At 65.2% G+C, this 24509-nt stretch carries 20 protein-coding genes; 12 read left to right on the forward strand and 8 right to left on the reverse strand.

Annotation, left to right across the window (positions count from 1 at the left end):
- Positions 1-35: 35 nt before the first annotated feature.
- From BM125_RS16670 to BM125_RS16680, 3 genes are all read right to left on the reverse strand, one after another.
- Positions 36-473 carry a hypothetical protein gene (locus tag BM125_RS16670; protein WP_092410068.1) on the reverse strand — a complete coding sequence of 146 codons (438 nt, stop codon included), beginning with the start codon at positions 471-473 and terminating at the stop codon, positions 36-38.
- Between the two features lie 87 nt (positions 474-560).
- A complete protein-coding gene (gene asd, locus BM125_RS16675) occupies positions 561-1451 on the reverse strand; it encodes an archaetidylserine decarboxylase (protein WP_092410116.1) in 891 nt (296 codons plus the stop codon).
- Complete coding sequence (locus tag BM125_RS16680; protein ID WP_175498148.1) at positions 1451-2092, reverse strand: SCO family protein; 642 nt, start codon at positions 2090-2092, stop codon at positions 1451-1453. The genes asd and BM125_RS16680 overlap by 1 nt, the downstream gene beginning before the upstream one ends.
- A gap of 198 nt (positions 2093-2290) precedes the next feature.
- Here BM125_RS16680 and prmB point away from each other — a divergent pair, with 198 nt between their 5' ends.
- The 9 genes from prmB to accD all read left to right on the forward strand — a co-directional run bounded on the left by prmB (position 2291) and on the right by accD (position 12598).
- Positions 2291-3205: a 50S ribosomal protein L3 N(5)-glutamine methyltransferase gene (gene prmB / locus BM125_RS16685; protein ID WP_092410072.1), complete on the forward strand. Its 915-nt coding sequence runs from the start codon at positions 2291-2293 to the stop codon at positions 3203-3205.
- Between the two features lie 26 nt (positions 3206-3231).
- Entirely contained in the window at positions 3232-4335 is a 1104-nt protein-coding gene (aroC, locus tag BM125_RS16690) for a chorismate synthase (protein WP_092410074.1), read from the forward strand.
- Between the two features lie 133 nt (positions 4336-4468).
- On the forward strand, positions 4469-5497 hold the full coding sequence (locus tag BM125_RS16695; protein WP_092410076.1) for an aspartate-semialdehyde dehydrogenase: 1029 nt from the start codon (positions 4469-4471) through the stop codon (positions 5495-5497).
- A gap of 103 nt (positions 5498-5600) precedes the next feature.
- Entirely contained in the window at positions 5601-8126 is a 2526-nt protein-coding gene (locus BM125_RS20855; protein ID WP_092410078.1) for a FimV/HubP family polar landmark protein, read from the forward strand.
- Positions 8127-8220: 94 nt separating this feature from the next.
- Entirely contained in the window at positions 8221-8991 is a 771-nt protein-coding gene (gene truA / locus BM125_RS16705; RefSeq protein ID WP_092410118.1) for a tRNA pseudouridine(38-40) synthase TruA, read from the forward strand.
- A complete protein-coding gene (locus BM125_RS16710) occupies positions 8988-9614 on the forward strand; it encodes a phosphoribosylanthranilate isomerase (protein WP_092410080.1) in 627 nt (208 codons plus the stop codon). The genes truA and BM125_RS16710 overlap by 4 nt, the downstream gene beginning before the upstream one ends.
- 13 nt (positions 9615-9627) lie before the next feature.
- Complete coding sequence (trpB, locus tag BM125_RS16715; protein WP_175498149.1) at positions 9628-10848, forward strand: tryptophan synthase subunit beta; 1221 nt, start codon at positions 9628-9630, stop codon at positions 10846-10848.
- Entirely contained in the window at positions 10845-11657 is an 813-nt protein-coding gene (gene trpA / locus BM125_RS16720) for a tryptophan synthase subunit alpha (protein WP_092410082.1), read from the forward strand. Before trpB ends, trpA begins: the two co-directional genes overlap by 4 nt.
- A gap of 77 nt (positions 11658-11734) precedes the next feature.
- The gene (gene accD / locus BM125_RS16725) at positions 11735-12598 is read left to right on the forward strand and encodes an acetyl-CoA carboxylase, carboxyltransferase subunit beta (RefSeq protein WP_092410084.1); all 864 of its coding nucleotides are present in this window, start codon (positions 11735-11737) and stop codon (positions 12596-12598) included.
- Positions 12599-12791: 193 nt separating this feature from the next.
- Here accD and rapA read toward each other — a convergent pair whose 3' ends face one another.
- The 4 genes from rapA to BM125_RS16745 all read right to left on the reverse strand — a co-directional run bounded on the left by rapA (position 12792) and on the right by BM125_RS16745 (position 20494).
- Positions 12792-15650, reverse strand: a complete 2859-nt coding sequence (gene rapA, locus BM125_RS16730) for an RNA polymerase-associated protein RapA (RefSeq protein ID WP_245778965.1) — start codon at positions 15648-15650, stop codon at positions 12792-12794.
- Positions 15651-15783: 133 nt separating this feature from the next.
- Positions 15784-17067, reverse strand: coding sequence for a DUF7453 family protein (locus BM125_RS16735; RefSeq protein ID WP_092410086.1), 1284 nt, complete (start codon positions 17065-17067; stop codon positions 15784-15786).
- A 122-nt stretch (positions 17068-17189) separates the two neighbouring features.
- Entirely contained in the window at positions 17190-18215 is a 1026-nt protein-coding gene (locus BM125_RS16740; protein ID WP_092410088.1) for a stealth family protein, read from the reverse strand.
- A 179-nt stretch (positions 18216-18394) separates the two neighbouring features.
- On the reverse strand, positions 18395-20494 hold the full coding sequence (locus BM125_RS16745) for a M13 family metallopeptidase (RefSeq protein WP_092410090.1): 2100 nt from the start codon (positions 20492-20494) through the stop codon (positions 18395-18397).
- Positions 20495-20799: 305 nt separating this feature from the next.
- On the opposite strand from BM125_RS16745, the gene BM125_RS16750 reads away from it, so the two are divergent.
- Positions 20800-21348 carry an SEL1-like repeat protein gene (locus BM125_RS16750; RefSeq protein WP_092410092.1) on the forward strand — a complete coding sequence of 183 codons (549 nt, stop codon included), beginning with the start codon at positions 20800-20802 and terminating at the stop codon, positions 21346-21348.
- 10 nt (positions 21349-21358) lie between these two features.
- Here the strand turns inward: BM125_RS16750 and BM125_RS16755 are convergent, their stop codons facing one another.
- Positions 21359-22060, reverse strand: coding sequence for a DUF502 domain-containing protein (locus BM125_RS16755; protein ID WP_092410094.1), 702 nt, complete (start codon positions 22058-22060; stop codon positions 21359-21361).
- 219 nt (positions 22061-22279) lie between these two features.
- Here BM125_RS16755 and BM125_RS16760 point away from each other — a divergent pair, with 219 nt between their 5' ends.
- Positions 22280-22909, forward strand: a complete 630-nt coding sequence (locus tag BM125_RS16760; protein ID WP_175498150.1) for a P-loop nucleotide/nucleoside kinase family protein — start codon at positions 22280-22282, stop codon at positions 22907-22909.
- Positions 22910-22976: 67 nt separating this feature from the next.
- Positions 22977-24506 (forward strand): B12-binding domain-containing radical SAM protein, encoded by a 1530-nt coding sequence (locus BM125_RS16765; RefSeq protein WP_092410098.1) that lies wholly within the window; start codon positions 22977-22979, stop codon positions 24504-24506.
- Positions 24507-24509 lie beyond the last annotated feature (3 nt).

A 24509-nucleotide genomic window follows, 5' to 3' on the forward strand; every position in this document is an offset into this window, starting at 1 on the left:
CCTGAAGCATCAGCCTCAGGTGGAGTTTCGACGATTCAGGCGGCTTGCGGGTGGTTGGCCAGCAACTGCGACATTTCCTTGGCCGGCACCGATTCCTTCAGGGTGCGCAGGGTGCGCATGACCAGGCGGTGCAGCTCACGCTGATCGGCATACGGCGAATCCTTGGTCTCGTGAAAGGTCACTGTGAGCCACAGCGCCACGCCGCGCATGCGCACCTGCAGGCTGTCCGATTTCATCCGCTCGAAACCGATCGAGGTGCCGCTGCCCCAAGGCGAGTACTTCTCATCGGGTGGCGTCGCGTAAAGGTGCGGGAATTCGCTCTTGGCGGCATTCGAGAACTCGCGCATCGCAAGTGCAGCCAGTTGCCTCCGCGCGCTCGGATTGAGCTGCTCCAGAGCCTTTTCGATTTCCTTGAACTGGCGTCGGAGCTGCATTCCGCGAGTAAGAGCGATCAAGCGGGTTATCAATTGCATCGGAGCTCCCCCTGAAAAATCGTACGCCGCGGTTTTGACGCGGAATGTAATGATGTGACAATTCTAGTCCGATTTCCCGGGATAAAGCTATCCCGCAGTCACGCTTTTTTGACCGGTTTCACGAAAAGTTGCCGATTCGCGACGGTGACCGATGCGTTGCCCGACCCGCACCGGCTGCTCCGGAAGCAGTCCAGCGTCCAGCACGGGTCCGCCAGCCGGCAACAACAGGATGACCGTGGAACCCATGTTGAAGCGCCCCATCTCGGCGCCCCGGTCCAGGGCGATGGACGGCTCGCGCCATTCGGTCGTGCTGATCCGGCCGGCATACGGGGGTATCTCTAGTCCGCCCCAGACCGTGGAGACGCTCGACACGAGCAAGGCGCCAACCAGGACCATTGAAAAGGGCCCGTCTTCGCCCTCGAAGTGGCAAACCAGGCGTTCATTGCGTGCAAACAGACGTGGAATGGACTGCACGGCGAGCGGCGCCACACTGAAAATCCGTCCCGGGACATGGCGGGTCGCCACCAGGGTGCCGGCCAGCGGCATGTGCACGCGATGGTAGTCGCGCGGCGACAGGTACACGGTGACGAAGCGTCCGTCCCGGTACGGCTCGGCGGCCGCGCTGTCGGCAAGCAGTTCCGCTGCACTGAAGGACTGCCCCTTGGCCTGGAAGATGCGTCCGTCGCTGACCGGGCCGGCCTGGCTGATGCGCCCGTCCGCGGGACACACCAGGGATTCCGGATCGGGGTCCAGCGGACGGGCGCCGGGCTTCAACTGCCGCGTGAAGAACGCATTGAAATGCGGAAAGGCCGCTATATCGGGCTCCAGCGCCTCGCCCAGGTCGACACCGAAGCGCCGGGTCACCTGGCGGATCAGGAAATTCTTCCACGGTACCCAGGTCCAGCGCGTGGCATGAAAAACGATGCGCGAGAGGAACCGGTGCGGCAACAGGTACTGGATGAGAATCGAGGGTGGCATCATCGTGACCCGGTCAGGGCGAGGATGTCGGCACTGACGGGGCCGGGCTCGAAGGGTGGGCGAAACAGGCCGGCGCGACGCCCCTGGGGGTCGATGATCACGGCGGAGGCACTGTGATCCACACTGTAGCCGCCGGATTCATCGGGAATGCGCGCATAGACCAGGCCCAGCGAGCGCGTCAGTCGGGTGAGCTGGTCGTCCGTTCCGGTGGCGGCGAGGAAGTCCTCGTTGAAGAAGCCGACGTAGCGTGACAACTGCTCGGGTGTGTCGCGCTGCGGGTCGACAGAGACGAACAGGAATTGCACCTGGTCGGTCTTGCCTTGCGAAGCCAACCGAGTCCAGACCTGCTTGAACGCGGCCAGCGTGGTCGGACAGATGTCCGGGCAATGGGTGAAGCCGAAGAACGCAATGGTCCAGTGGCCGCGCAGGTCCGATTCGGTCAGCGCCTGACCATCCGCCCGGCGAAGCGTGAATGGGCCGATCGGCTGCGGCGCGGGGTACATGATCGCAGTCGCCACGACCGGCGGCGCAGGCGGACCGATCCGGCGTGACCCCGCCCACAAGCCGAGGGCGAGGGCGACTGCTGCAATGATGATGAGGGGGGTGGCGCCGATTCGGCCGCGCGAACGAGTGAGCTTCATGCCTCCAGTATAGCGTCGGGCGGACCTTTCACGAGCCAGGCTGCGACGTTGCATCAAGCATTCGCGCGTGGCTGCGCCATGGTCTGTACCGCTGCCGGGGACGACAGAACGGCCGGGAGAAGCCCGATCGTTGCGGCTGGCTGGCTGGATATCGGGTATCCCGGCTTATACTTCGCGGCCGCGCCAAGAATACGAGCCATGACCGCCGAACTCGCCACCATCATCGATTTCATCCGCTACGGCGCCAGTCGATTCTCGGCGGCGGGGCTGACCTTTGGTCACAGTTACGACAATGCCATCGATGAAGCGACCCACCTGGTACTGCAGAGCCTGCACCTGCCGCACGACCTCTCGCCGGCCTATGGCCAGGCCAGGCTGACTGCGGAGGAACGCAAGAGCGTGCTGGCCCTGTTCGAGCGCCGGGTCAACGAGCGGACGCCGGTGGCCTACCTGACCGGCAAGGCCTGGTTTGCCGGACTCGAGTTCCTCTCCGACCGGCGCGCGCTGGTGCCGCGTTCACCGATCGCCGAGCTGATCCAGGCCGGCTTTCAGCCATGGCTGGACGACCACGAGGTAGCGAGGGCGCTCGACCTCTGTACCGGCTCGGGCTGCATCGGAATCGCCATGGCCGCGCACAACCCGGACTGGCAGGTCGACCTGATCGACATCAGCGAGCCGGCGTTGGCCCTTGCCAGGGAAAACATCACCTACCAGGACCTCGGCGATCGGGTTCGTGCCATCGCTTCGGATCTGTTTGCGGCGGTCGAGGGAGAACGCTACGACCTGATCGTGAGCAACCCGCCGTATGTGACGGAGGCGGAATTCGATGCCCTGCCGGCAGAGTACGGACACGAGCCGAAGCTCGGGCTGACCGCGGGCAGCGATGGCCTGGATTTCGCCCTGCGCATCCTGCGCGAAGCGCCCGACCATCTGACCGAGGACGGCGTCCTGATCGTGGAGGTCGGTGAAAGCGAGCGGGCCCTGGTCGAACTGCTGCCCGAAGTGCCTTTCAACTGGGTCGAATTCAATGTCGGGCAGATGGGCGTATTCGTCATCGATCGCGCCGATCTGGTTGAATACGGGGACCTGATTCGATCCGTCGCGAAGCGTTGAGTCGAGAACGGGATCGCGATCGGAACATGTCCAGCAACGCCTTTGGCCAGCTTTTCACGGTAACGACCTTCGGCGAGAGCCACGGCCCGGCGATCGGCTGCGTCATCGACGGCTGTCCGCCCGGTCTGCCGATTTCGGAGGCGGATTTCCGTGTCGATCTGGACCGCCGCGCGTCCGGTCGCTCGCGGTTCACCTCGCAACGCCGCGAAGCCGACGAGGTCGAGATACTCTCAGGCACGTATGAAGGGCGCACCACGGGGACGCCGATCGCGCTGCTGATCCGCAACACCGACCAGCGCTCGAAGGACTACGGCGAAATCCTCGATACCTTCCGGCCCGGCCACGCGGACTACACCTACTGGCAAAAATACGGCATCCGCGATCCGCGCGGTGGCGGGCGTTCGTCCGCACGCGAGACCACCATGCGCGTGGCCGCGGCCGTGATCGCGCGCAAGTGGCTGGCCGAACGCTTCGGCATCCGCATCCGCGGTCACCTCGCGCAGATCGGCGAACTGGTGCCGCGTTCGTTCGACTGGGATGCGGTCGAGAAGAATCCGTTTTTCTGGCCCGATGCCGGCATGGTCGCCGAACTCGAGGCCGCCATGAATGCGCTGCGCAAGTCCGGAGATTCGGTCGGTGCGCGGGTCAATGTGGTTGCCGACGGCGTCCCTCCCGGCTGGGGCGAGCCGGTCTACGGGAAGCTCGATGGCGACATCGCTGCGGCCCTGATGTCGATCAATGCGGTCAAGGGCGTCGAGATCGGCGATGGCTTCGCGGCGGTCTCGCAGCGCGGAAGTGAACATCGCGACGAGATGACGCCTGGCGGGTTTCTCAGCAATCATGCCGGCGGCATCCTCGGCGGCATCAGCAGCGGCCAGTCCATCGTCGCCACTGCGGCCTTCAAGCCGACATCGAGCATCCTGATCCCGGGACGCAGCGTCAACCTGGCTGGCGAGGAAATCGAAGTACGCACGAAGGGCCGCCACGATCCCTGCGTGGGCATCCGGGCGACCCCGATCGTGGAGGCGATGCTGGCACTGGTACTGATGGACCACGCCTTGCGCCATCGCGCCCAGTGCGGCGATGTCGCGGCGGTCGCACCCCGGATTCCCGGGGCGGTTGGGGATTGAACGGATCGTCGGCCTCACCCGCATGGAGCGGGCACAGGCGATCAATGCGTCCCGTCGACGGCGCCGGCAGCAGCAGCGCAGGGCAAGATGGCATCGGTCGACAACAGGCAATGAACACCGAAAAGGATTACAGATGAGCGCCAAGAGCGGCTACAAGGTGGCAATGGTCGGTGCGACAGGCGCCGTCGGCGAGGCGTTGATCAGCATTCTCCTAGAGCGGAAATTTCCGGTCTCGGAGTTCGTTCCACTGGCCAGCGCCCGCAGTGCCGGGGAAAAACTCGGGTTCGGCGCGCGTGAATTCACCGTGCGCGATCTTGCCGAATACGACTTCAACGGTGTCGATATCGCCTTCTTCTCGGCGGGCGGCAGCGTCAGTCGCGAACACGCACCGCGCGCGGTCGCCGCGGGCGCGGTGGTCATCGACAATACCTCCGAATTCCGCAACGCGCCGGATGTGCCGCTGGTCGTCAGCGAAGTCAATCCGGAGGCCATCGCGGCCTATACGCAGCGCGGCATCATCGCCAATCCGAATTGTTCGACCATGCAGATGCTGGTTGCCCTGGCGCCGATCCATCGCGCGGTCGGCATCGAGCGCATCAATGTGGCGACCTACCAGTCGGTCTCGGGAGCGGGTCGTTCCGGGATCGAGGAACTCGGTCGGCAGACCGCGGCGCTGCTCAACTTCCAGGAAGCCAGGCCGGCCAAGTTCAGCAAGCAGATCGCCTTCAACGTGATCCCCCACATCGACGACTTCCAGGACAACGGCTACACGCGCGAAGAGATGAAGATGGTCTGGGAAACGCGCAAGATCCTGGGTGACGCGTCGATCCAGGTCAATCCGACCGCGGTCCGCGTGCCGGTCTTCCTCGGCCATGCCGAGGCCGTGCATGTCGAAACCCGCGACAAGATCACGGCAGAACAGGTCCGCGAGTTGCTACAAGGTGCCCCCGGTGTCGAGGTCATCGACGAGCGCAAGGCGGGCGGTTATCCGACGCCGGCCAGCGATGCGGCAGGCCAGGATGCGGTATTTGTGGGTCGAATCCGCGATGACATATCGCATCCGCGCGGGATCGATCTCTGGGTCGTCTCCGACAACATTCGCAAGGGGGCCGCCCTGAATGCCGTTCAGGTTGCGGAACTCTTGGTGAAAACGTATCTGTGATCTATAGTTACGATTGTGTTATAAGGCATTTTCGAGCTTTGGAAGGCGCCCAGGAGGCTGTCAGCCAAATGTTCCTAGTCATCGCATTCGGGGAGCCCTGTTCATGAAACGACCGTTGCAATTGTCGCTGGCCATCGCGCTCGCGTTGGGGGTGACCAATGCGTTCGCACTCGGATTGGGAGCGATCCAGGTCCAGTCAGGTCTGAATCAGCCGCTCAAGGCCGAGATTCCGATCATCCAGAGCGCGCCGGGCGAGGCCGAGGGCCTGATCATCACGCTCGCGTCCGACGAGGATTTCGAACGGGTCGGCATGAGCCGGGCCGGTATTGGCGTGCCGATCGAGTTCAATCTCGAAAAGAACGCCAGGGGCGAGCCGGTGATCCGCATCACCAGCAAGGAAATCGTCCGCGAGCCCTTTGTCGGCCTGCTTCTCGAAGCCAACTGGCCCAAGGGCAGGCTGCTCCGCGAATACACCCTGCTGCTCGATCCACCGGTCATGGCGCCTGCCGTGAAAGGATCGAGCGCGGTAGCCGTGGCGGCAAAGGAGCCGGAACGTACGGCGACCCAGCCATTGCCGCCAGCCAAGCCGGCCAGCAAGCCTGCGCCCGCCGCAGCGGCGGCACCGGCTGCTGCGCGAGCGGAACCCGCGGCCAAGCCGACCGCCGCCCCGCCGGCCGCCGCTGGTAACGAATACGGTCCGGTTGCTGCCGGCGAGACACTCGGGGAAATCGCCCGCGCGACTCGGCCCGGCGAATCCGTCAGCGTCAACCAGATGATGCTGGCCCTGCTCAAGAACAACCCGAACGCGTTCTTCAAGGACAACATCAACGCCCTCAAGCGCGGTGCGGTACTGCGCATTCCGAATGCCGAGGAGATTGCCGCCAACGGCTCCGCGCGCGAAGCCGCCGCGGCCGTTCGTGCCCAGATCGACGAATGGCGCGGGCGCGCCGCCGACGCGCCAACCCTGGTTGCCGATACGGCCCCTGTCGCGACCACCACGACCAAGCCGTCCAGCCCGGGTTCGGCGAGCACAACGCAGTCGTCCGGGGAGCGCCTGGCCCTGGTGCCGCCGATGGAAGGAAAGTCTGGCCAGCAGTCGGCCGATCGTCCCGGCGGTGGCCGTGCCGGTGGCGCCGGCGATGCCGCGTCCAAGGCCGAACTGGCGCGGGTCAAGGAGGCCTTGACCAGCAAGGAGCAGGAGTCCAGCGAACTCAAGTCCCGGGTCAAGGACCTCGAAGATATTCGAGGCAAGAACGAAAAGCTGATCAGCCTGCAGAACACCGAACTCGCCGAGTTGCGCGAAAAGCTCAAGAAACTGCAGGAAGAAGCCAGCAAGGAGGCAGCTACCGCTGCTACCGCTGCCGCCACGCCTGCGACCGCGAGCAAGAACGAGCCACCGGTCAAGGCCGGCGCTGCGCCGGAACCGACCAAGCCGGAAACGGCCAGCGCTGATGCGAAGATCACCAAGGACGACATCTGGGGCAGCGCCGACGGTGCGATCAAGGCAGCGCCGCCGTCGCCCGGCGACAGCACGGCCACCGCCTCGCCTGAAGCGACGCCGGCCGATGCGACCAAGGCGCCGACTCCTGCAACAACACCGACGGCCGCGGTGACACCGGAAAAAACCACTACGCCCGAACCGAAGAAGGTCGCGCCGAAGCCGCCAGCAAAGAAGCCTGCGGCGGCGGTGCCTGCGCCGCGACCGGCAGCATCCGGACCCTGGTACCTCGAACCCTGGGCGCTCGGTGCCGCCGGCGTCGGTGGTCTGCTTCTGGTCGGGCTTGGCATATTCGGACTGCGCAAGCGCAAGCCCGCGCCGACCGCGACGCGTACCTCGATCGCGAGTTCGTTCGGCGATTCGCCGATTGGTGCAGCGGCCGTCGCTGGCGACGATGCCGAGGAACGCGAGCTCATTGCCCAGGTCCAGAGCGACCCGACCAACGCCGGGGCGCATCTGGAGTTGCTGAGCCTCTACTACGCCCAGGGCGACAGCCACAAGTTCGAGGCCGCGGCCGAAGAGATGTATGCCTACGTCGCCGATCCGAACCAGCCCGCCTGGCGCGAGGTGCGCACCATGGGCGAGGAACTGGTGCCGAACAACCCGCTGTTCAGCCAGCGTGACTCCATTGTCGACAAGTATCCGGAAGATGAATCCGCGGGCGAGTATCGGTTCGAGGAACCGCCGGTCGACGAGTCGGACGACTTCCCGGATTTTGGCGAGGAGCCGCCACGGCCGGTCGCTGCCGAGAGCAGCTTGGCAACGGCCAGCATGCCGGCCCTTGAGGTCCCCGATTTCGATCTCGGCGAAACCAGGCCGCCGCAGCCGGCTCCGAGCGCCGACACCTCGTTCAGTTTCGATTTGCCACCGATCGAGGAGGCACCGAAGATGGCCGCACCGAGGGCCGACGAGCCCGAAGAGTCGTTCGAAGCGCCCGAAATGCCGGCCGATGCCAGCGACGACGAGTTTTTCGCCGGCGAGGATGCGATCGGCACCAAGCTCGATCTGGCCAAGGCCTATCTCGACATGGGCGACCCTGACGGGGCGCGCTCGATGCTCGAGGAGGTCCTTGCCGAGGGTGCGCCGGCGCAGCAGGAAGAAGCGCGCAAACTGATCAGCGAAATCGGCTGATTTGTCCGCGCGAGGTCACGTCCGGGCCGGGAGGAATCCCGGCCTTGTCGTTTGTGGGCGATAGAATCCCTCGGGGATGGCCCAGGAGATCGATTTGCGCATTGCGCTCGGCATTGAGTACGACGGCACCGACTTTTTCGGCTGGCAGCGGCTTTCGCACGGCCCGACCGTGCAGGGGGCGCTCGAGGAGGCCCTCTCGTTTGTTGCTGATCATCCGGTCACGGTGACCTGCGCAGGACGGACCGACGCCGGTGTTCACGCGCGCTGCCAGGTCGTGCACTTCGACAGCGCCGCCGCCCGCAACGAGCGCAGCTGGATGCTCGGGACCAATTCGCGCCTGCCCACGGCAGTCGGGGTGCGCTGGGCGGTGCGCGTGGCGGATGACTTCCACGCCCGTTACGGGGCGCTCGGACGCCGCTATCGCTACACCATCCTCAACCGACCGGCGCGACCGGCGCTCGATGCCCGCTACGTCGCCTGGGAGCGCCAACCGCTCGACGCGGACGCGATGCACAGGGCCAGCCAGGCGCTGCTCGGCGAACGGGATTTCAGCGCATTCCGGACCATTGCCTGCCAGGCCCGCACGCCGTTCCGGAACGTTCGCTCGGTCCAGGTGCGGCGCAGCGGGGACCAGGTCCTGATCGACATCGAAGCCAATGCCTTCCTCCACCACATGGTGCGCAACATCGTCGGTTCGCTGCTGCCGATCGGTCGTGGCGAGCAAGCCGAAGACTGGATGGCCGAACTCCTCGCCGGACGGGATCGCAGTGTCGCCGGACCCACCGCCGCTGCCGCCGGGCTTTGCTTCATCGCGCCGGTCTTCCCGTCCGGATTCGGTTTGCCAGCCGAGGCAAGCCGGCCATGAACCGGGTCCGGATCAAGTTTTGCGGCATGACGCGCAGCGAGGACGCCATGCTGGCAGCGCGACTCGGCGTCGACGCCCTGGGGTTCGTGTTCACCCGCAAGAGCCGACGCTTCGTTGATCCCGCCGCCGCAACCGGCATGATCCGCCGGCTGCCGCCACTGATCAGCTCGGTGGCCCTGTTCATGGATGACGAGCCGGCCTGGATACGGCAGGTGATTTCGATGGTCCGGCCGAGCCTGTTGCAGTTCCATGGCGAGGAATCGGCAACGGATTGCGAGGGCTACGGATTACCCTTTCTGAAGGGCGTTCCGATGGCGTCGGTCACGGATGTGGCAAGCTATGCGGCCGGCTTCGCCGGAGCGGCCGGATTCCTGCTCGATGCCCACGCCCGAGGCGAGGCCGGCGGGCAGGGCGTCCGCTTCGACTGGACGCGGGACCCCGGCCTGGATCGGCCATGGCTGCTCGCCGGTGGTATCGATGCCGGCAATGTCGGCGAGGCGATCCGGTTGCTTCGACCCCATGCCGTGGATGTGTCCAGCGGCATCGAGTCGAGCCCGGGGATCAAGGACGCCGGACGCATGCGTGCCTTCGTGTCCGCCGTGCAAGCCACCAACACCCAATGAGCAAGTCGTGAGCATGAACAAACCCATTCCCGTCAGCGATTTCCACGCCTATCCCGATGCGCATGGGCGATTTGCCGATTACGGCGGCATCTACATGCCGGAAACCCTGATGCCGCCGCTGGAAGAACTGACCGCGGCCTATCTGGCCCTGCGCGACGATCCCGAATTCATCGCCGAATTCGAGCGTGATCTCAAGCACTACGTCGGTCGGCCCTCGCCGATCTACCACGCCGAGCGCCTGTCGAAGAAGATCGGCGGCGCCCAGATCCTGCTCAAGCGCGAGGACCTGAACCATACTGGCGCGCACAAGATCAACAACACGATCGGCCAGGCCCTGGTCGCCCGACGCATGGGCAAGCGGCGCATCATTGCCGAAACCGGCGCCGGCCAGCACGGCGTTGCCACCGCCACCGTTTGCGCGCGCTTTGGTCTCGACTGCATCGTCTACATGGGTGCGGTCGACATCGAGCGACAGAAGATCAACGTCTTCCGCATGAAGCTGCTCGGCGCGGAAGTCGTGCCGGTCGTCTCCGGTTCGAAGACGCTCAAGGATGCGCTCAACGAGGCGATGCGCGACTGGGTGACCAACGTCGCCGATACCTTCTACATCATCGGCACGGTGGCCGGCCCGCATCCCTATCCGATGATGGTGCGCGACTTCAACGCGGTGGTCGGCCGCGAGGCGCGCGCGCAGATGCTAGAACAGTACGGGCGCCTGCCCGACGTGCTGACCGCATGCGTGGGCGGTGGCTCGAACGCGATCGGCCTGTTCCATGCCTTCCTCAACGATCGCGAAGTCGCCATGGTCGGTGCCGAAGCCGCTGGCGAGGGCATCGAGACGGGTCGTCACGCGGCGTCCCTGGCGGCCGGCCGGCGCGGTGTCCTGCACGGCAACCGCACCTATGTGATCTGCGACGACCAGGGTCAGATCACCGAAACGCACTCCATATCGGCCGGTCTCGATTATCCGGGCGTCGGTCCCGAGCATGCCTTCCTCAAGGATTCCGGGCGCGCCAGCTATGTCGGCATCACCGACGACGAAGCGATGGCCGCCTTCCACGAGCTGGCGCGTACCGAGGGTATCCTGGCCGCGCTCGAATCGAGCCACGCCATTGCCCAGGCCATCAAGCTCGCACGTGCCATGCCGAAGGATAAGCTGATCCTGTGCAATCTTTCCGGTCGTGGCGACAAGGACGTGCAGACGATCGCGGCGCACGAGGGCATCACCCTGTGAGCGAGCGCATCGAGCAACGCTTCGCCGATCTGCGCAAGCGTGGGCGCAAGGGCCTGGTTCCGTTCATGACCGCGGGCGACCCGCTGCCCGAGGCGACCGTTGCGATCATGCGCGCGTTGGCCGATGCCGGTGCCGACCTGATTGAACTCGGCATGCCGTATTCGGACCCGGTCGCGGACGGGCCGACCATTCAGCACTCGAGCGAACGCGCGATCGCGCGCGGTGTCGGCATCGAACGGATCCTCGGTTGGGTCGCGGAATTTCGCGAGACCGATGCAACGACGCCGATCGTGCTGATGGGCTATCTGAATCCGATCGAGATCTACGGCTATGCGCGCTTTGCCGAACAGGCCCGCGCGGCGGGTGTCGACGGCGTCCTGATCGTCGACGTTCCGGTGGAGGAGTCCGCCTCGATCGAGCCGCTGCGTGAGGCCGGAATCCGCCAGATCTTCCTGGTCGCGCCGACCACCACCGAAGTGCGTCTGGCCGCGATACGAAGGCAGGCCCGGGGTTTCGTCTACTATGTATCCTTCGCCGGCATTACCGGCGCCAGCCAGCTCGATCCCGCCGACGTGCGTCGTCGCGTCGATCACATAAAGCAGGGCGGCGACATCCCGGTTGCGGTAGGGTTCGGCGTTCGCGACGCGGCCACGGCAGTGACGATTTCCGAAAGTGCCGATGCGGTAGTCATCGGCAGCGCGCTGGTTGCGAGCCTCGCCGAGGCCAGCGACGCCGAATCGGCGGTATCCGCCGCCCGCGATTTCCTCGTCCCGATCCGCAAGGCGCTGGACGCAGCGGCTGCCGCCTGACCGCGACGACGAACTGCGATGCGAAAATCAAATCAACGGTACCGGAGCTGCCTTCCGTACCCGGAGAAGAATTCACCATGAACTGGTTGCAGAAACTGATGGCGCCGCGGATCCGCACGATTGGAGCCGGCAAGGGCAAGGTCCCAGAGGGCCTTTGGGAAAAGTGCGAAGGTTGCGGCGCCGTGCTCTACGGTCCCGAGCTCGAAAACAACCTGCAGGTTTGCCCTCAGTGCGGCCATCACCACAAGATCCGGGCGCGCAAGCGCCTGGCCGCGCTGTTCGACAGCGGCAGCGGCGAGGAACTGTTCGCCAATCTCGAGCCGGTCGATCCACTGAAGTTCAAGGATTCGAAGAAGTACAAGGATCGCCTGACCGCATCGCAGAAGGCGGTCGGCGAACGCGACGCACTGGTTGCCATGAAGGGCTCGCTCAAGGGCCGCCCGCTGGTCGCCTGCGCCTTCGACTTCGCTTTCATGGGCGGTTCCATGGGTTCGGTCGTCGGCGAAAAGTTCACCCGTTGCGCCGACCTTGCCCTGTCCGAGCGGGCGCCGATGGTGTGCTTCAGCGCCACCGGCGGCGCACGCATGCAGGAAGGCTTGTTCTCGTTGATGCAGATGGCCAAGACCTCGGCAGCGCTCGGCCGACTTCGCGCTGCCGGCTTGCCTTTCATCTCGGTGCTGACCGATCCGACCACGGGTGGTGTCTCGGCCAGCTTCGCCATGCTCGGCGACGTCAACATCGGCGAACCCAAGGCGCAGATCGGTTTCGCCGGCGCCCGGGTTATCGAACAGACCGTGCGCGAGACCCTGCCCGAAGGCTTCCAGCGCTCGGAATTCCTGCTCGAGCACGGCGCCATCGACATGATTGTCGACCGCCGCGAGATGCGCGACAAGCTGGCCAGCCTGTTCGCCCTGCTGATGCGGCAGGCCCGGAGCGCCTGAGGGCGCTGGGGATTGGGGATTGGGGATTAGGGATGCGGGATGCTGGGTGAATCTTTACGCGGCACTTGATTTTCGGAATTCGGAAGCACGAAACACACTCGCCGTCCCATCGTCGACGTAGGGGCGGGTCTCATACCCGCTCCTACGGTGGTATATCCGAATCCGCGAATCCCGAATCCCGAATCCCGGCCCCTCAGGCCAGGTTGAGGAAATCCGCGCTGCAGATGAAGCGCACGGCGTCGAGGCGCGGAGCGGCCTGCGGAATCGCCGTGTGCAGGGCTTCCATCTGCGCCTCGATCGCTTCCACTTCCTCGCTGCGCACGGCCGGATTGACCCGGGCCAGCGCGACCAGTCGCGCGTGTTCGTCGCCGAGTTCGGTTTCGATGCTCGAGAGCGCACGTCCGATCTCGATCTGTGCGCGCTCCCGGGCCAGGGTTTCGGCGTGCGCAAGCATGGGCTTGACCAACTTGGACAGCAGGTTGCGATAGCGCGAGTACTCGATCGCGCGCTCGGTCGAGCGCTTCACGCTCTCGGCACTCGGACGATAATCGTGGCGGGGCAGCAGGCGCGTGTCGACGACGATGCGCAGCGGCAGCGGCGGCAGGTAGCGCTCGACGTTGAGCTCTCGGTCGGCGACGCATGCCAGCACGAAGACACATTCGAGCAGGGCCGTGCGCCCCGGCAGCGCGTCGTCGACCAGGAACGAGGCATTGCCGTGTTCGCCCTCGAGCAGCAGGTCGATGGCGCCGCTGACCATGGGGTGATCGAGTCGCAGCAACGGCAGGTCTTCGCGAGTCAGCGCGGTCACACGATCGAAGGTGACCATCTGCGGTCCGTCCTTGAGCCCCGGGAACCCGTCGGTGCTGAGGTATTCGGGATCGAGCACGACCGTACGCGGCCCATGCTCCTCGTTCTCCACGCCGAATTGCTCGAACAGGCGCAGGACGAAATCGTCATTGGCCAGGTTCCCGTCGGCATCAGCCAGGGCGCGGCGCAGGCGGTCGGCATGGGTCTGGCGCACGCTGGCGAGTTCCAGCAGCCGGTCGCGACCGGCATTGACGAGCGCCGACAACTCCTCGTGGGTGGCGCGGCTCTCGGCGATCAGGGCGTCGAGCTCGGCATCCGGATCCTCGCCGCCGTGGGCATGCTGCTCAGCCAGTTCGACCAGGCGCTCGCCGTAGCGCTTGAGCAGTTCGCGACCATCGGAGGGACTGCTGCGGAACGCGGCTAGCCCGAGATCGTACCAGCGCATCAAGGCGTGTTGCGCCGTGCCGGTGAAGGCGCAGGCGTGGATCATGATGTCGTGTTTCTGGCCGATCCGGTCCAGCCGGCCGATGCGTTGTTCGAGCAGGTCCGGATCGAGCGGCAGGTCCCACAGGACCAGATGGTGGGCGAACTGGAAATTGCGGCCTTCGGAGCCGATCTCCGAGCACAGCAGCAGGCGCGCGCCTTCCTTGTCGGCGAAGTAGGCGGCGTTGCGGTCACGCTGGAGCAGGCTCATGCCCTCGTGGAAGCGGGCCACCTTGACCCCGCTGCGGGTCCGCAGGATCTCCTCCAGGGCCAGCACCTTGGCCTGGCTGCGGCAGATCAGCAGCAGTTTGTCCGAGCCGAGGCGCTCGATAAGGCCGAGCAGCCAGTCCAGCCGCGGATCGCTGGCATAGGCCAGCTCGATTTCCGGCGGCGAGGCCTGCAGGTCGGCATGGAACTCGGCGAGCAGGTGCTGGCGTTGGGCATCGTCCAGCTCGCTGCCATCGAGCACCGCAAGTTGGGCGACCCGGTGCGGAAAGCCGCCGACCTGGGCGCGCCGGTTGCGAAACATCACGCGTCCGGTGCCATGGCGGTCGATCAGCGCATCGAGCAGGCGATTTCTCGCCGCGGCCTCCATCGCACCGGCCAACAACTCACCGAGTTCCGGATCTTCGCCGAGACGTGCCACGAGTTCCCCGCGATCGCCGTCCGTCAATGCTTCGCCATCGTGAAGCTTGCCGGCGATCTCGGACAGCGCGGCATAACCGTCCGACTCGGCGACATACCGTGACAGGTCGTGGTAGCGCGCCGGGTCGAGCAGGCGCAGCCGGGCGAAATGTCCGCTGCGTCCCAGTTGCTCGGGCGTGGCGGTCAGCAGGATCAGGCCCGCTGTGCGCGCGGCCAGGGTTTCGACCAGCGCATATTCGTCGCTGGCCGCCTCCGGTGACCAGGCCAGGTGGTGCGCTTCATCGACGATGAGCAGATCCCAGCCCGCTTCGATGGCCTGGGTGGCACGCTTCTCCGATCCGCTGAGGAAGCCGATGCTCGCGATCACGAGCTGTTCGTCCTGGAACGGATTGCGCCCCGGGTCGCTGGTCTCGATCGATTCGCAGCGCTCTTCGTCGAACAGCGAGAACTGCAGGTTGAAGCGGCGCAGCAGCTCGACGAACCACTGGTAGACAAGACTTTCGGGCAGCAGGACGAGGACCCGGCCAACCCGACCACCGGCCAGCAGCCGGGCCAGGATCATGCCGGCTTCGATGGTCTTGCCGAGTCCGACCTCGTCGGCCAGCAGGATGCGCAAGGGCTGCCGCGACGAGGCGATCTCGGCCACGCGCAATTGGTGAGGGATCAGGTCGATGCGCGCGGATTCGAGGCCCCAGGCCGGCGAGCGCAGGGCATCGGCTCGACGCAGCAGGGCTTCCTGGCGGAAATCGAAGCGGTCGGCGCGATCGACACGGCCGGAAACCAGGCGCTCGTCGGCGCGCGAGATGGCCTGGGTGTCGTCGAGCTCGGCTTCATTCAGTTTCTTGCCGCCGCCGTGGTATTCGAGCAGGCCGTCGGCATCGGCGATGCGCTCGATGACCAGGCTGATGCCCTTGCCCATGACCTTCTGGCCAACGCGGAATTCAGCCCGGGCGATCGGGGCGCTGTGCGCCGCGTACTGGCGCAGCACTCCGGCCGTCGCAAACAGGACCTGCACGCTGCGCCCCTCGATCCGGATCAGGGTGCCGAGACCCAGCTCGGGTTCGGCATTGGAGATATAGCGTTGACCAGGAACCAGAGCCATCAGTGTCGGGCGCATTGCGAGAGGGTCGACAATTATCCACGCTATGGCGGCGTGCATAAACTCGAAATCCGGCAAGGCCGGGAAAAACTCGCAATGAAACGGGTGCAACAGGCCCTATCGACGTCCATCGATGGTCGCGAAGATGTGTTCAGGGGCCATCGAAACCGTCGCTGAAGATCGGATCGCCGCCGGCATAGGCCACGAACACGCCGCTTCCCCACTCGACCTGGGTATCGCCGTCCGGGTGCAGGGCGCCGATAAAGGCGATGTCGCCGTTGTCGTTCACGCCCGGCGCGCCGCTGAAGATCGGCCACGAGCTCGGATCGTCGATGTGCTGGCCGATACGGGCGGGGCCAAGATCGGTCGTGACCGGATCCTCCTTGCCGATGACGCGGACGAGCGTCTTGCCATCGCCGGCATACAGGGCCTGGCCATTGGCATCGCGGGCGCGGAACACGACCAGACCGGCCGCGTTCATGGCCGGCGCGAACGACTCTATGTCGCGGATCGTGCCGGTGGCCTCGACGCGCGCGATCTCGACCGCGTCGACGGTGCCGCCGTTCGGCGTGAGACGGTAGATCGCGCGCACATTCCCGGCATCGAGATTGAGCACCACGGCAAGCTGTCCGGCACTGTTGTAGGCGAGTCCGTTGTCAAAGCGGCGGTAGGGTGAGGTCGGGTCCGTCGCCGCGTCGACCGCCAGCGCGGTGTAGCTGCCATCGCTGGCGAAGCTGCGGATCTCGTTGTGGCTGAAGTCGCCAATGCTCACCTTGCAGGCAATCAGGCGATTCGCGTTCATCGCCGGCGTGTAGATGAACGCATACGGTCCCGGCTGCACATTGGAATCGACGATATGCAGCAGCGAACTGCCGGCTCCGGTCGAGGCCAGGCCATAGCCCGAGCCCAGACCCGCCCGGTAACCAATGACGCCGGCATCGTTGATCACGTGCCCACTGAATGACGTCGGTGTCAGTGGCAGGGTATTGACGATGACCGAGAGCATTGTTCCGGGATCGTAGCGCCTGAGGCGGTAGCTGCTGCCGTCCTCGTAGGTGTAGTAGGCCACTTCGCCGCCGGCATTGATACTGGTCCGGTCGGAAATGCCGTCGACGGGCGGTTCGTGCAGGGCGACGATGCCGCCCGCGCCGTGCGCGCCGACCCAGAGTCCGACCCCAGTATTCGACTGGCTGCCATTGATCGGCACGATCTGCACCGGAAACGCGACGGTTCCTTCGTTGTTGATGCTCGCCGAAATGCTGTTGAAAGACGATCCCGGCGGCAAATTCCAGCCATTGTCGTTGACCAGCAGGTTGGTACGCGCCTGCAGTTCGACTTGGCTGTAGGCGAGTGATGCCGCAGTCGCCTCCGGCAGCGAAACTGCCAGCGCAAGACTGGCGACCAGGGAACGGATCAGGATCGGGTTCGTGGGCATCAGTGGTGGCTCTTCAGAAGACGACATGCGAATTGTTGCAACCCGACACGGCCAGGGCAAATCGATTCCCTCGGACCGCTCGCGCATGAAGATCGCACGTGCGTGGACGTTGTCCGATCTTCTCAATCGCCGCGCGCAACGTCTCCGGTACTCGATTGTGCTCCGGCGCCTGGCAAGGCCAGGTCGGCACCGATGCGCCGGTCCAGCCATGCGGCGATTTCGCGCTGTACCGGTTCCGGTGCCATCTCGAGACTCTGCACGCAGACGAAGGCCGCATTCGGGTCGGCGTCGGCCTTGCGCATCTTGCGGCGCACGCGCATCGGCAGTTGTTCGCTCGGCTTGAGCTGGACCACGTGCAGGCGATTGTCGAGATGGGCGTTGTCGCTGGCGAGTTCGAGGTGGGAGGCGACCACTTCGGCCTTGAACTGCTCGCTCGAACGCAGTCGGTAACCGGCATTTCCTTCAAGCATTTCGGGGTGCTCGGCGAAGAACGCCTCAAGGGTCGAGCGCCGCAGCGGGTAGGGATTGTGGTAATGGCGGTAGTAGCGGTCCTCGAATCCGGCCAGGCGCGCGCTTAACTGCTGCGATTCGAGATTGCCGACCCGGGTTTCGGCGATGCCGCGCTTGTGCTTGATCCAGCTGGCCAAGCGCGCGAATGCGCCGTGTCCGGTCTGCGGCCGCCAGTATCCACGCTGCACGACCTTGCCATCGCGAAAGAAATCCTCCGGCGCAACCTCACGCAGCAGGAACATGTCGTCATTGAAGTAGACGAAGTGCTCGGCCAGGTCTTCGATGCGCCAGAGCATCGTGATGATCGAGCGGCTGTTGAACGTCGGCAGGGCGTGTTCGTGGCCACGGAAGATCTCGGCGTGGTCGACGACGCGGAATCGTCCGGCGTGCGGGGTGCCGGCAAGCCGCTCGAGGATGCGCGGCCTCTGGCCATCGGCGACGATGTGGATGCGCCGGAACCAGGGGGCGAAACGCAGGATCGACCGCACGCACCAGTCGATCTCGCCGGCGTCGTTGAAGCGGGTGCGTTCGGCGCTGGCCGGGCGTGACTTGCCGATACCGGCGAGATAGGCATCGAGCCGCTGTCGGTGCGCGGGATCGGCGCCGTCGACCCAGGTGATGACGGCGTCGATGTTCATGTCGGTAGTGTAGGGGGCATGGCACCGAAGATCGCCTGTTTGTCCGGCGAATGATACGTCGCAACGGACCTCACGGGAGCCGGTGCGCACTCCTTTGCATCATGCGCGAGCCCGACACGGAGACCCGGCGATGCTGCGCAATCCGCCGCCCGTTTTCGGGCGGCGGATTGGCAGGGGTGTCACCAGATCTTGACCTGACTGTCGCCGTCGCGAACCATCGCATCGCCGGTCTTGCATTCGAACGCCGTGGCGAACGTCGGCATGTTCGATGGGGCGCCAATGGCCCGGATCGGGGTTGGCGAATGCGGATCCGTGTTGAGCAGAACCTCAAGGCGCTTCTCGCGTGTGTTGCCGCGCCAGACCCGCGCCCAGTTCAGGAAAAAGCGCTGGTCTTCGGTGTAGCCGTCGATCTTCTTCGAGGCTTCCTCAGGGTACTTCTTCAGCGCGACCTGCAGTGCGTCGTAGGCGATCGCGAGGCCACCGAGGTCGGCGATGTTCTCGCCGAGCGTGAGCTGGCCATTGACGTGCTTGCCCGGCAGGGGCTCGTAACCGTTGAACTGGTCGACCAGCTTGGCCGTGCGTGCCTCGAAGGCCTTGCGGTCCTCATCGGTCCACCAGTTCGTATTGTTGCCTTCGGCATCGAACTGGCTGCCCTGGTCGTCGAAACCGTGGCTGGCCTCATGGCCGATCACGGCACCGATGCCGCCGTAGTTGATGGCGTCGTCGGCCTTGGCGTCGAAGAACGGCGGCTGCAGGATCGCGGCCGGGAAGTTGATCGTGTTGTCGGTCGGGTTGTAATAGGCATTGACCGTCTGCGGCGTCATGCCCCATTCCTTGCGGTCGGTCGGCTTGCCGATCTTGGCGATGTCGTAGTCGTGATTGAACTGGTTGGCCGCAGCGACATCGGCGAAGTAGCTGCCGCCCGGCAAGCTCAGGCCCGACCAGTCACGCCATTTCTCCGGATAGCCGATCTTGGGCAGGAAGGTGGACCACTTCTCGAGCGCCTTGGCCTTGGTCGTGTCGCTCATCCAGTCGAGGCTCTCGATGCGCGCCTTGAGGGCCGCCTGCATGTTGTCGACCAGCTCCTGCGCGCGCTGCTTCGCCTCGGGCGGAAAGGCCTTGGCCACATAGAGCTCGCCGAGAGCCATGCCGAGCTGTTCATTGACCGTGCCGAGCACGCGCTTCCAGCGCGGCTCATCTTCCTTCTGGCCGTTCAGGGTCTGCTTGTGGAAAGCGAAGAACTCCTGCTGGAACGGCGTCGACAGGTAGGGCGAGGCGCCGTCGGCATACTGGTAGCGCAGGTAGGCCTTCCAGTCGTCAAGCGGAACATGCTCGAGCATCTTGTCGACTTCGGCGAAGAACTTCGGCTGCGATAGCGAGAAACCGTCGGTGACGTCGGCCTTCTGGGCCTTGAAGAAGGCATTCCAGTCGAAGTGCGGGGTGACCTTGTTCGCTTCCTCGATGCTGACGAAGTGGTACTGGTTCTGGGGATCGCGCAGTTCCGTCGGTGCCAGCGAAGCCTTGGCCAGACGGGTCTCGAAGGCGAGTACCGATTGGGCCTGCTTCTTCGCCGCCTCGGCATCGACGCCGGTCAGCTCGAGCACCTTGGCGACATGGGCGACGTAGGCATCGCGCAGTTCGGCATAGTCGGGCTTGCTGTAGTAGTCGGGGGTCGGCAGTCCGAGTCCGCCCTGGAAGGCATAGCCGATCTTGCGTTGCGAGTTCTTGAAATCGGTTTCCGCGCCAAACTGGAACAGGGTGCCCTGGCCGCGCGAGAAGCTGTCGTTGAGATAGCCGACGACATCGGCGCTCGAGGCGAGTCCGTCGATCTTGGCCAGTTCCGGCTTGATCGGTTCGGCGCCGAGCTGGTCGATGGCGGCCTCGTTCATGCCGGCGCGGTAGAGCTCGCCGATCTTGTGTTCGATCGAGCCGGCCGGCGCGTCGGACTTGGCCGCATCCTCGGCCAGTTCATGCTGGGTCTTGAGGCTCTCTTCGCGCAGCAGGTCGAACGTGGTCCAGCGCGTCTTGTCTGCCGGAATCGGGTTCGCCGCGATCCACTTGCCGTTGACGAAACCGTTGAAATCGGCGCAGGCATTGATGTTCGCATCGATGTCGTTGACATCGAATGCTACGTGGGGCGCCTCGGGAGCCGCTGCAGCCGGTGCCGCGGGCGTCGCCGCGGTCTCAGGGGCGGTCTCGGCGGGCTGCTTGTTGCAGGCTGCCAGGGCGACCGCAATGCCCATCGAAATGGCCAGCGGTTGAAGGATTCGGATTTTCATGGGGGCTCCTTTCGGGATGGGGCGAGGTTCGCCCCGGTCGGGGATCTGGATGCGGTCAGGAGACACCGTGGGGGCGCCAGAGGCCACCTTCCGGGTTCAGCTGGGCAGTGCCAAACCGGCGATTCTAGTGCGGAATGAGTGCCGCCTGCAGTGTCGAAGGTCATTGCCCGGCGGGCGGGGCAGCCGATGTGGTCAAAGGCTCACCCCGTCTACATCGCTCAGCGCTGGCGCGCTGGATACACGCACATTTCGAAAAGCCGCCGGTGCCGCCTACACTTCTCCCTCCGCCACGCCGGGAATCAATCATGGCTATCGGGAAACGGCTGCTGCTCGCTGCGGGAATCTTTACGTCCGCGCAGACTTTTGCCGCGGAATCGGATGCGGCATGGTTCGAACGCGTCGAACCATCTACCTACCGGGACATGGTCAGGGATGCCGCGTCCGCCTATGCGGCCGAGCACTACGACGACTCGTTCGCAAGGTTCCGTCGCACGGCCTGCGCGGGCGACAAGCAGAGCCAGTCGGCTATCGGTCGCATGTACCTGCTCGGCCAGGGCGTGCGGCGGGACGACCTGACCGGGTACGCCTGGCTCAAGCTGGCTGCCGAGTTCATCTATCCCAGGTACCAGTCGGTGGTACGTGCGCTGGAGGAGGCCATGACGCCCGAACAGCGAAAGATTGCCGATGGCCGGGTCGCGGTGCTCACGGAGCGCTACAGCCTGGGCGCCACGGGCATGAGCTGCTCGCAGAGCGCGTCCAGGGGCGGCCACATCATCGACCAGATCGTCTGTACGCCACGGCGCGAGGGCAGGCGTGTGCTGCTGCGGCGCTGCGATGACATCAAGTTCGACTGACGAAGAAGTTTCAGCCCGGCCTGTCGACCGGCGCCATCGCCGACGGTGAGGCGGGGTCCGCGTCCCAGCGTGCCGCGAACGGCAGCGTATCGGCACCGACGGCGCCCGCCGAGAGCAGGAATGCCATCGCCTGGTCGACGCTCCAGTCGGTCGCGGTGAGGCGCTCGATGGGGACGATTTCGAGGTATCCCCCAGTGGGGTTCGGGGTCGTCGGGACATAGACGGCGGCGAGCTCGCGGCCACCGGCATCACGGAACGCGCGGGTAACGAAGCCGATCGACTTCAGTTGCGGCGACGGAAAGTCGATCAGGACCACGCGCTGCGTTCCGGACGGCTTGCTTTGCAGAACGGACATCAGTTTCTTGGTGCCGCCGTAGATCGAATGCACGATCGGAATCCGGCCGATCAGGTTCTCGACGCCGTCGATCAGGCGCCGGCCAAGCACGAAGTTGGCGGCAAACCCGACCAGGTAGAGGGAAACCACGGTAATCACGAACGCGATCAGCGAGATCAGCCAGGGCTGGCCGAGGAATTCGCCGGTGGCCGGCCACGTGCTGCCCAGCGCCGAGACCATTCCGGCGACCAGGGGCGCACTGATTTCGGAGAGCAGGCCGAAGACGAACTTGAACACGACCCAGGTCAGCCAAAGCGGCACGAACGTCAACAGGCCGGTGATCATGTAGCGCTTGAAATAGAGCTGTCGCCTGGCCATGTCGTTCCCGGGGCTGCCGAACCCGATTATCGCGGCAAACGCGATTCGGGGCCAATCGGGCCGGGCTTGCCGGGCGGTCCTTGAATGTCCGGGTGGTGCGCAATGGATGTCCGGCAAGGCCCTGGTGCGCACCCTGGAGCCATGGCATGGCGCCAGTGCGCTGGCCATGGCAGTCTTGACCCATCGATCGCGAAGTCGCAACAGCACGAGGCAGCGGACGTGGCGCCAACCCGGGATCCATCCCTGCCAGAACACGCCACGCCGGAAGGGGAGGCCTTTCCTCTCGGTCCGGAATTGCTGCCGGTCCCGATCGTCATCGCGACGATGGGACTGCCGGGCGCGGGCAAGTCGGTCGTCGCGCGCGCCATCGAAGTGCAACTCGGCCTGCGCAGGATTTGCCGCGACCGGATTCGCGCGGCGATGTTTCCGAACTGCAATTACAGTTTCATCGAGAAGCGTGCTGCCTACCGGAGCGTGCTGCTGGCGCTCGAGATCAATTGCATGTTGCGTGCGGGCAGCGTCATCGACGGCATGACCTTCTCACGGCGCTCCGAACTCGATCGCGTCGCCGAGATTGCCGCCAGGCACCGGATCGCGACCATCCCGGTACTGGTCGAATGCCCGCCCGAAATCGCCCGCGAACGCGTTGCCCGCGATCTCGCGACCGGCCGGCACGTGGCCCTGGACCGCACTCCGGAAACGGTCAACGATGTGCTCGCCCGGCGCGAGCCGGCGCCGGCAGGGACGCTCGTCGTCGACGGCGCCCTGCCGGAGGCCGAGATGTGCCGTGCCGCCCTCGACGCCATACGCCGGTGCATCGCGGAATCGCGGGATTCCCTTGGCGCCTGAGCCGGGGGCGTGCCCGGAATGTCGATCGCAGTCCGATCCGGCCGGCATTAGCGGCGATAATGCCGGCATGCCCGAAATCCTGCTGGCCACCCTCAATGCCCGTTACGCGCATGCCTCGCTCGGCTTGCGCTATTTGCGCGCCAATCTCGGCGAGTGGCGCGAGTCTTCGGCGATCCGCGAGTTCGTGATCGGCCAGAAGACCGAGGAGATCGTCGAAAAGCTGCTTGCCGAGCGGCCGCGCATCATCGGTATCGGCGTGTATATCTGGAACGTCGAGGAATCCACGCGGCTCGTGGCCCAGCTCAAGGCCGTCTCGCCGGAGACGATCATCGTGCTCGGTGGTCCCGAGGTCAGTTTCGAAATCGACGAACAGCGCATCTGCACCCTGGCCGACCATGTCATCACCGGCTGGGGCGACGTCAGCTTCGCTATCCTCGTTCGGCAGCTGATGGGCGGCGAACGCCCGGCGCAGAAAGTCGTCGTCGGCGTACAGGCGCCGCTTCCGGCAATCGTATCTCCCTACGCCGAATACACCGACGAGGACATCCGCCAGCGTCATCTCTACGTCGAGGCCTCGCGGGGTTGTCCGTTCAAGTGCGAATTCTGCCTGTCCGCGCTCGACAAGACCGCCTGGCCGTTTCCGCTCGAGGCATTTCTCGCCGATCTCGAAACCCTCTACGCGCGCGGGGCACGCCAGTTCAAGTTCGTCGATCGCACGTTCAATCTCAAGATCGACACCTCGATGGCCATCCTCGAGTTCTTTCTGGGAAAGCTCGAGTCGGCCCCCGACGACCCGCCGTTCGTGCATTTCGAACTGATCCCGGATCATTTGCCGGACCGGCTGCGCGAGATGATCATGCGTTTTCCGGACGGCACGCTGCAGTTCGAAATCGGCATCCAGAGTTTCGACCCGGCCGTGCAGGCACGCGTTTCGCGCCGCCAGAAGAATGAGGTGGCGGCTGAAAACCTGGCCTGGTTGCGCCAGCAGACGCGTGCGCACCTGCATGTCGACCTGATCGCCGGCCTTCCCGGCGAAAGCGTGGAGAGTTTCGCCGCGGGCTTCGATCGGCTGGTCCGGCTCGGACCGCACGAGATCCAGTTCGGTATCCTCAAGCGGCTTCGCGGTGCACCGATCGCACGGCACACGGCGGATTTTGGATTGCGCTTCAATCCCGATCCTCCCTACAACATCCTTGCCACGGATGCGGTGGATTTCCAGACCATGCAGCGCCTCGTGCGGTTCTCGCGCTATTGGGACATCGTGGCCAATTCGGGGCGCTATACGCGGACCCTGCCACTGCTGCTCGGCGATGCGCCGTTCGCGAATTTCCTCGCCTTTTCCGACTGGCTGTACGCCAGGACCGGACAGACCCATGCGCTGGCCCAGGAACGACTGGTGCACCTTGTCCATGCGTTCCTTGCCGTCGAACGCGGTCTGCCTGAAACGACCGTTGCATCGGCCCTCGTCGCCGACTATCGGGCCACCGGTGGACGCAGTCGACTGCGTTTCGAGGACGATGAGCGCCGGCGCGTCCCACCCCGCAAGCCGGAGCGAACGGCCACGCCCGCGAGGCAGGCACGGCATCTGGAGTCCTGACGG

The sequence above is a fragment of the Dokdonella immobilis genome, assembly GCF_900115085.1.
Taxonomy (GTDB): Bacteria; Pseudomonadota; Gammaproteobacteria; order Xanthomonadales; family Rhodanobacteraceae; genus Dokdonella; species Dokdonella immobilis.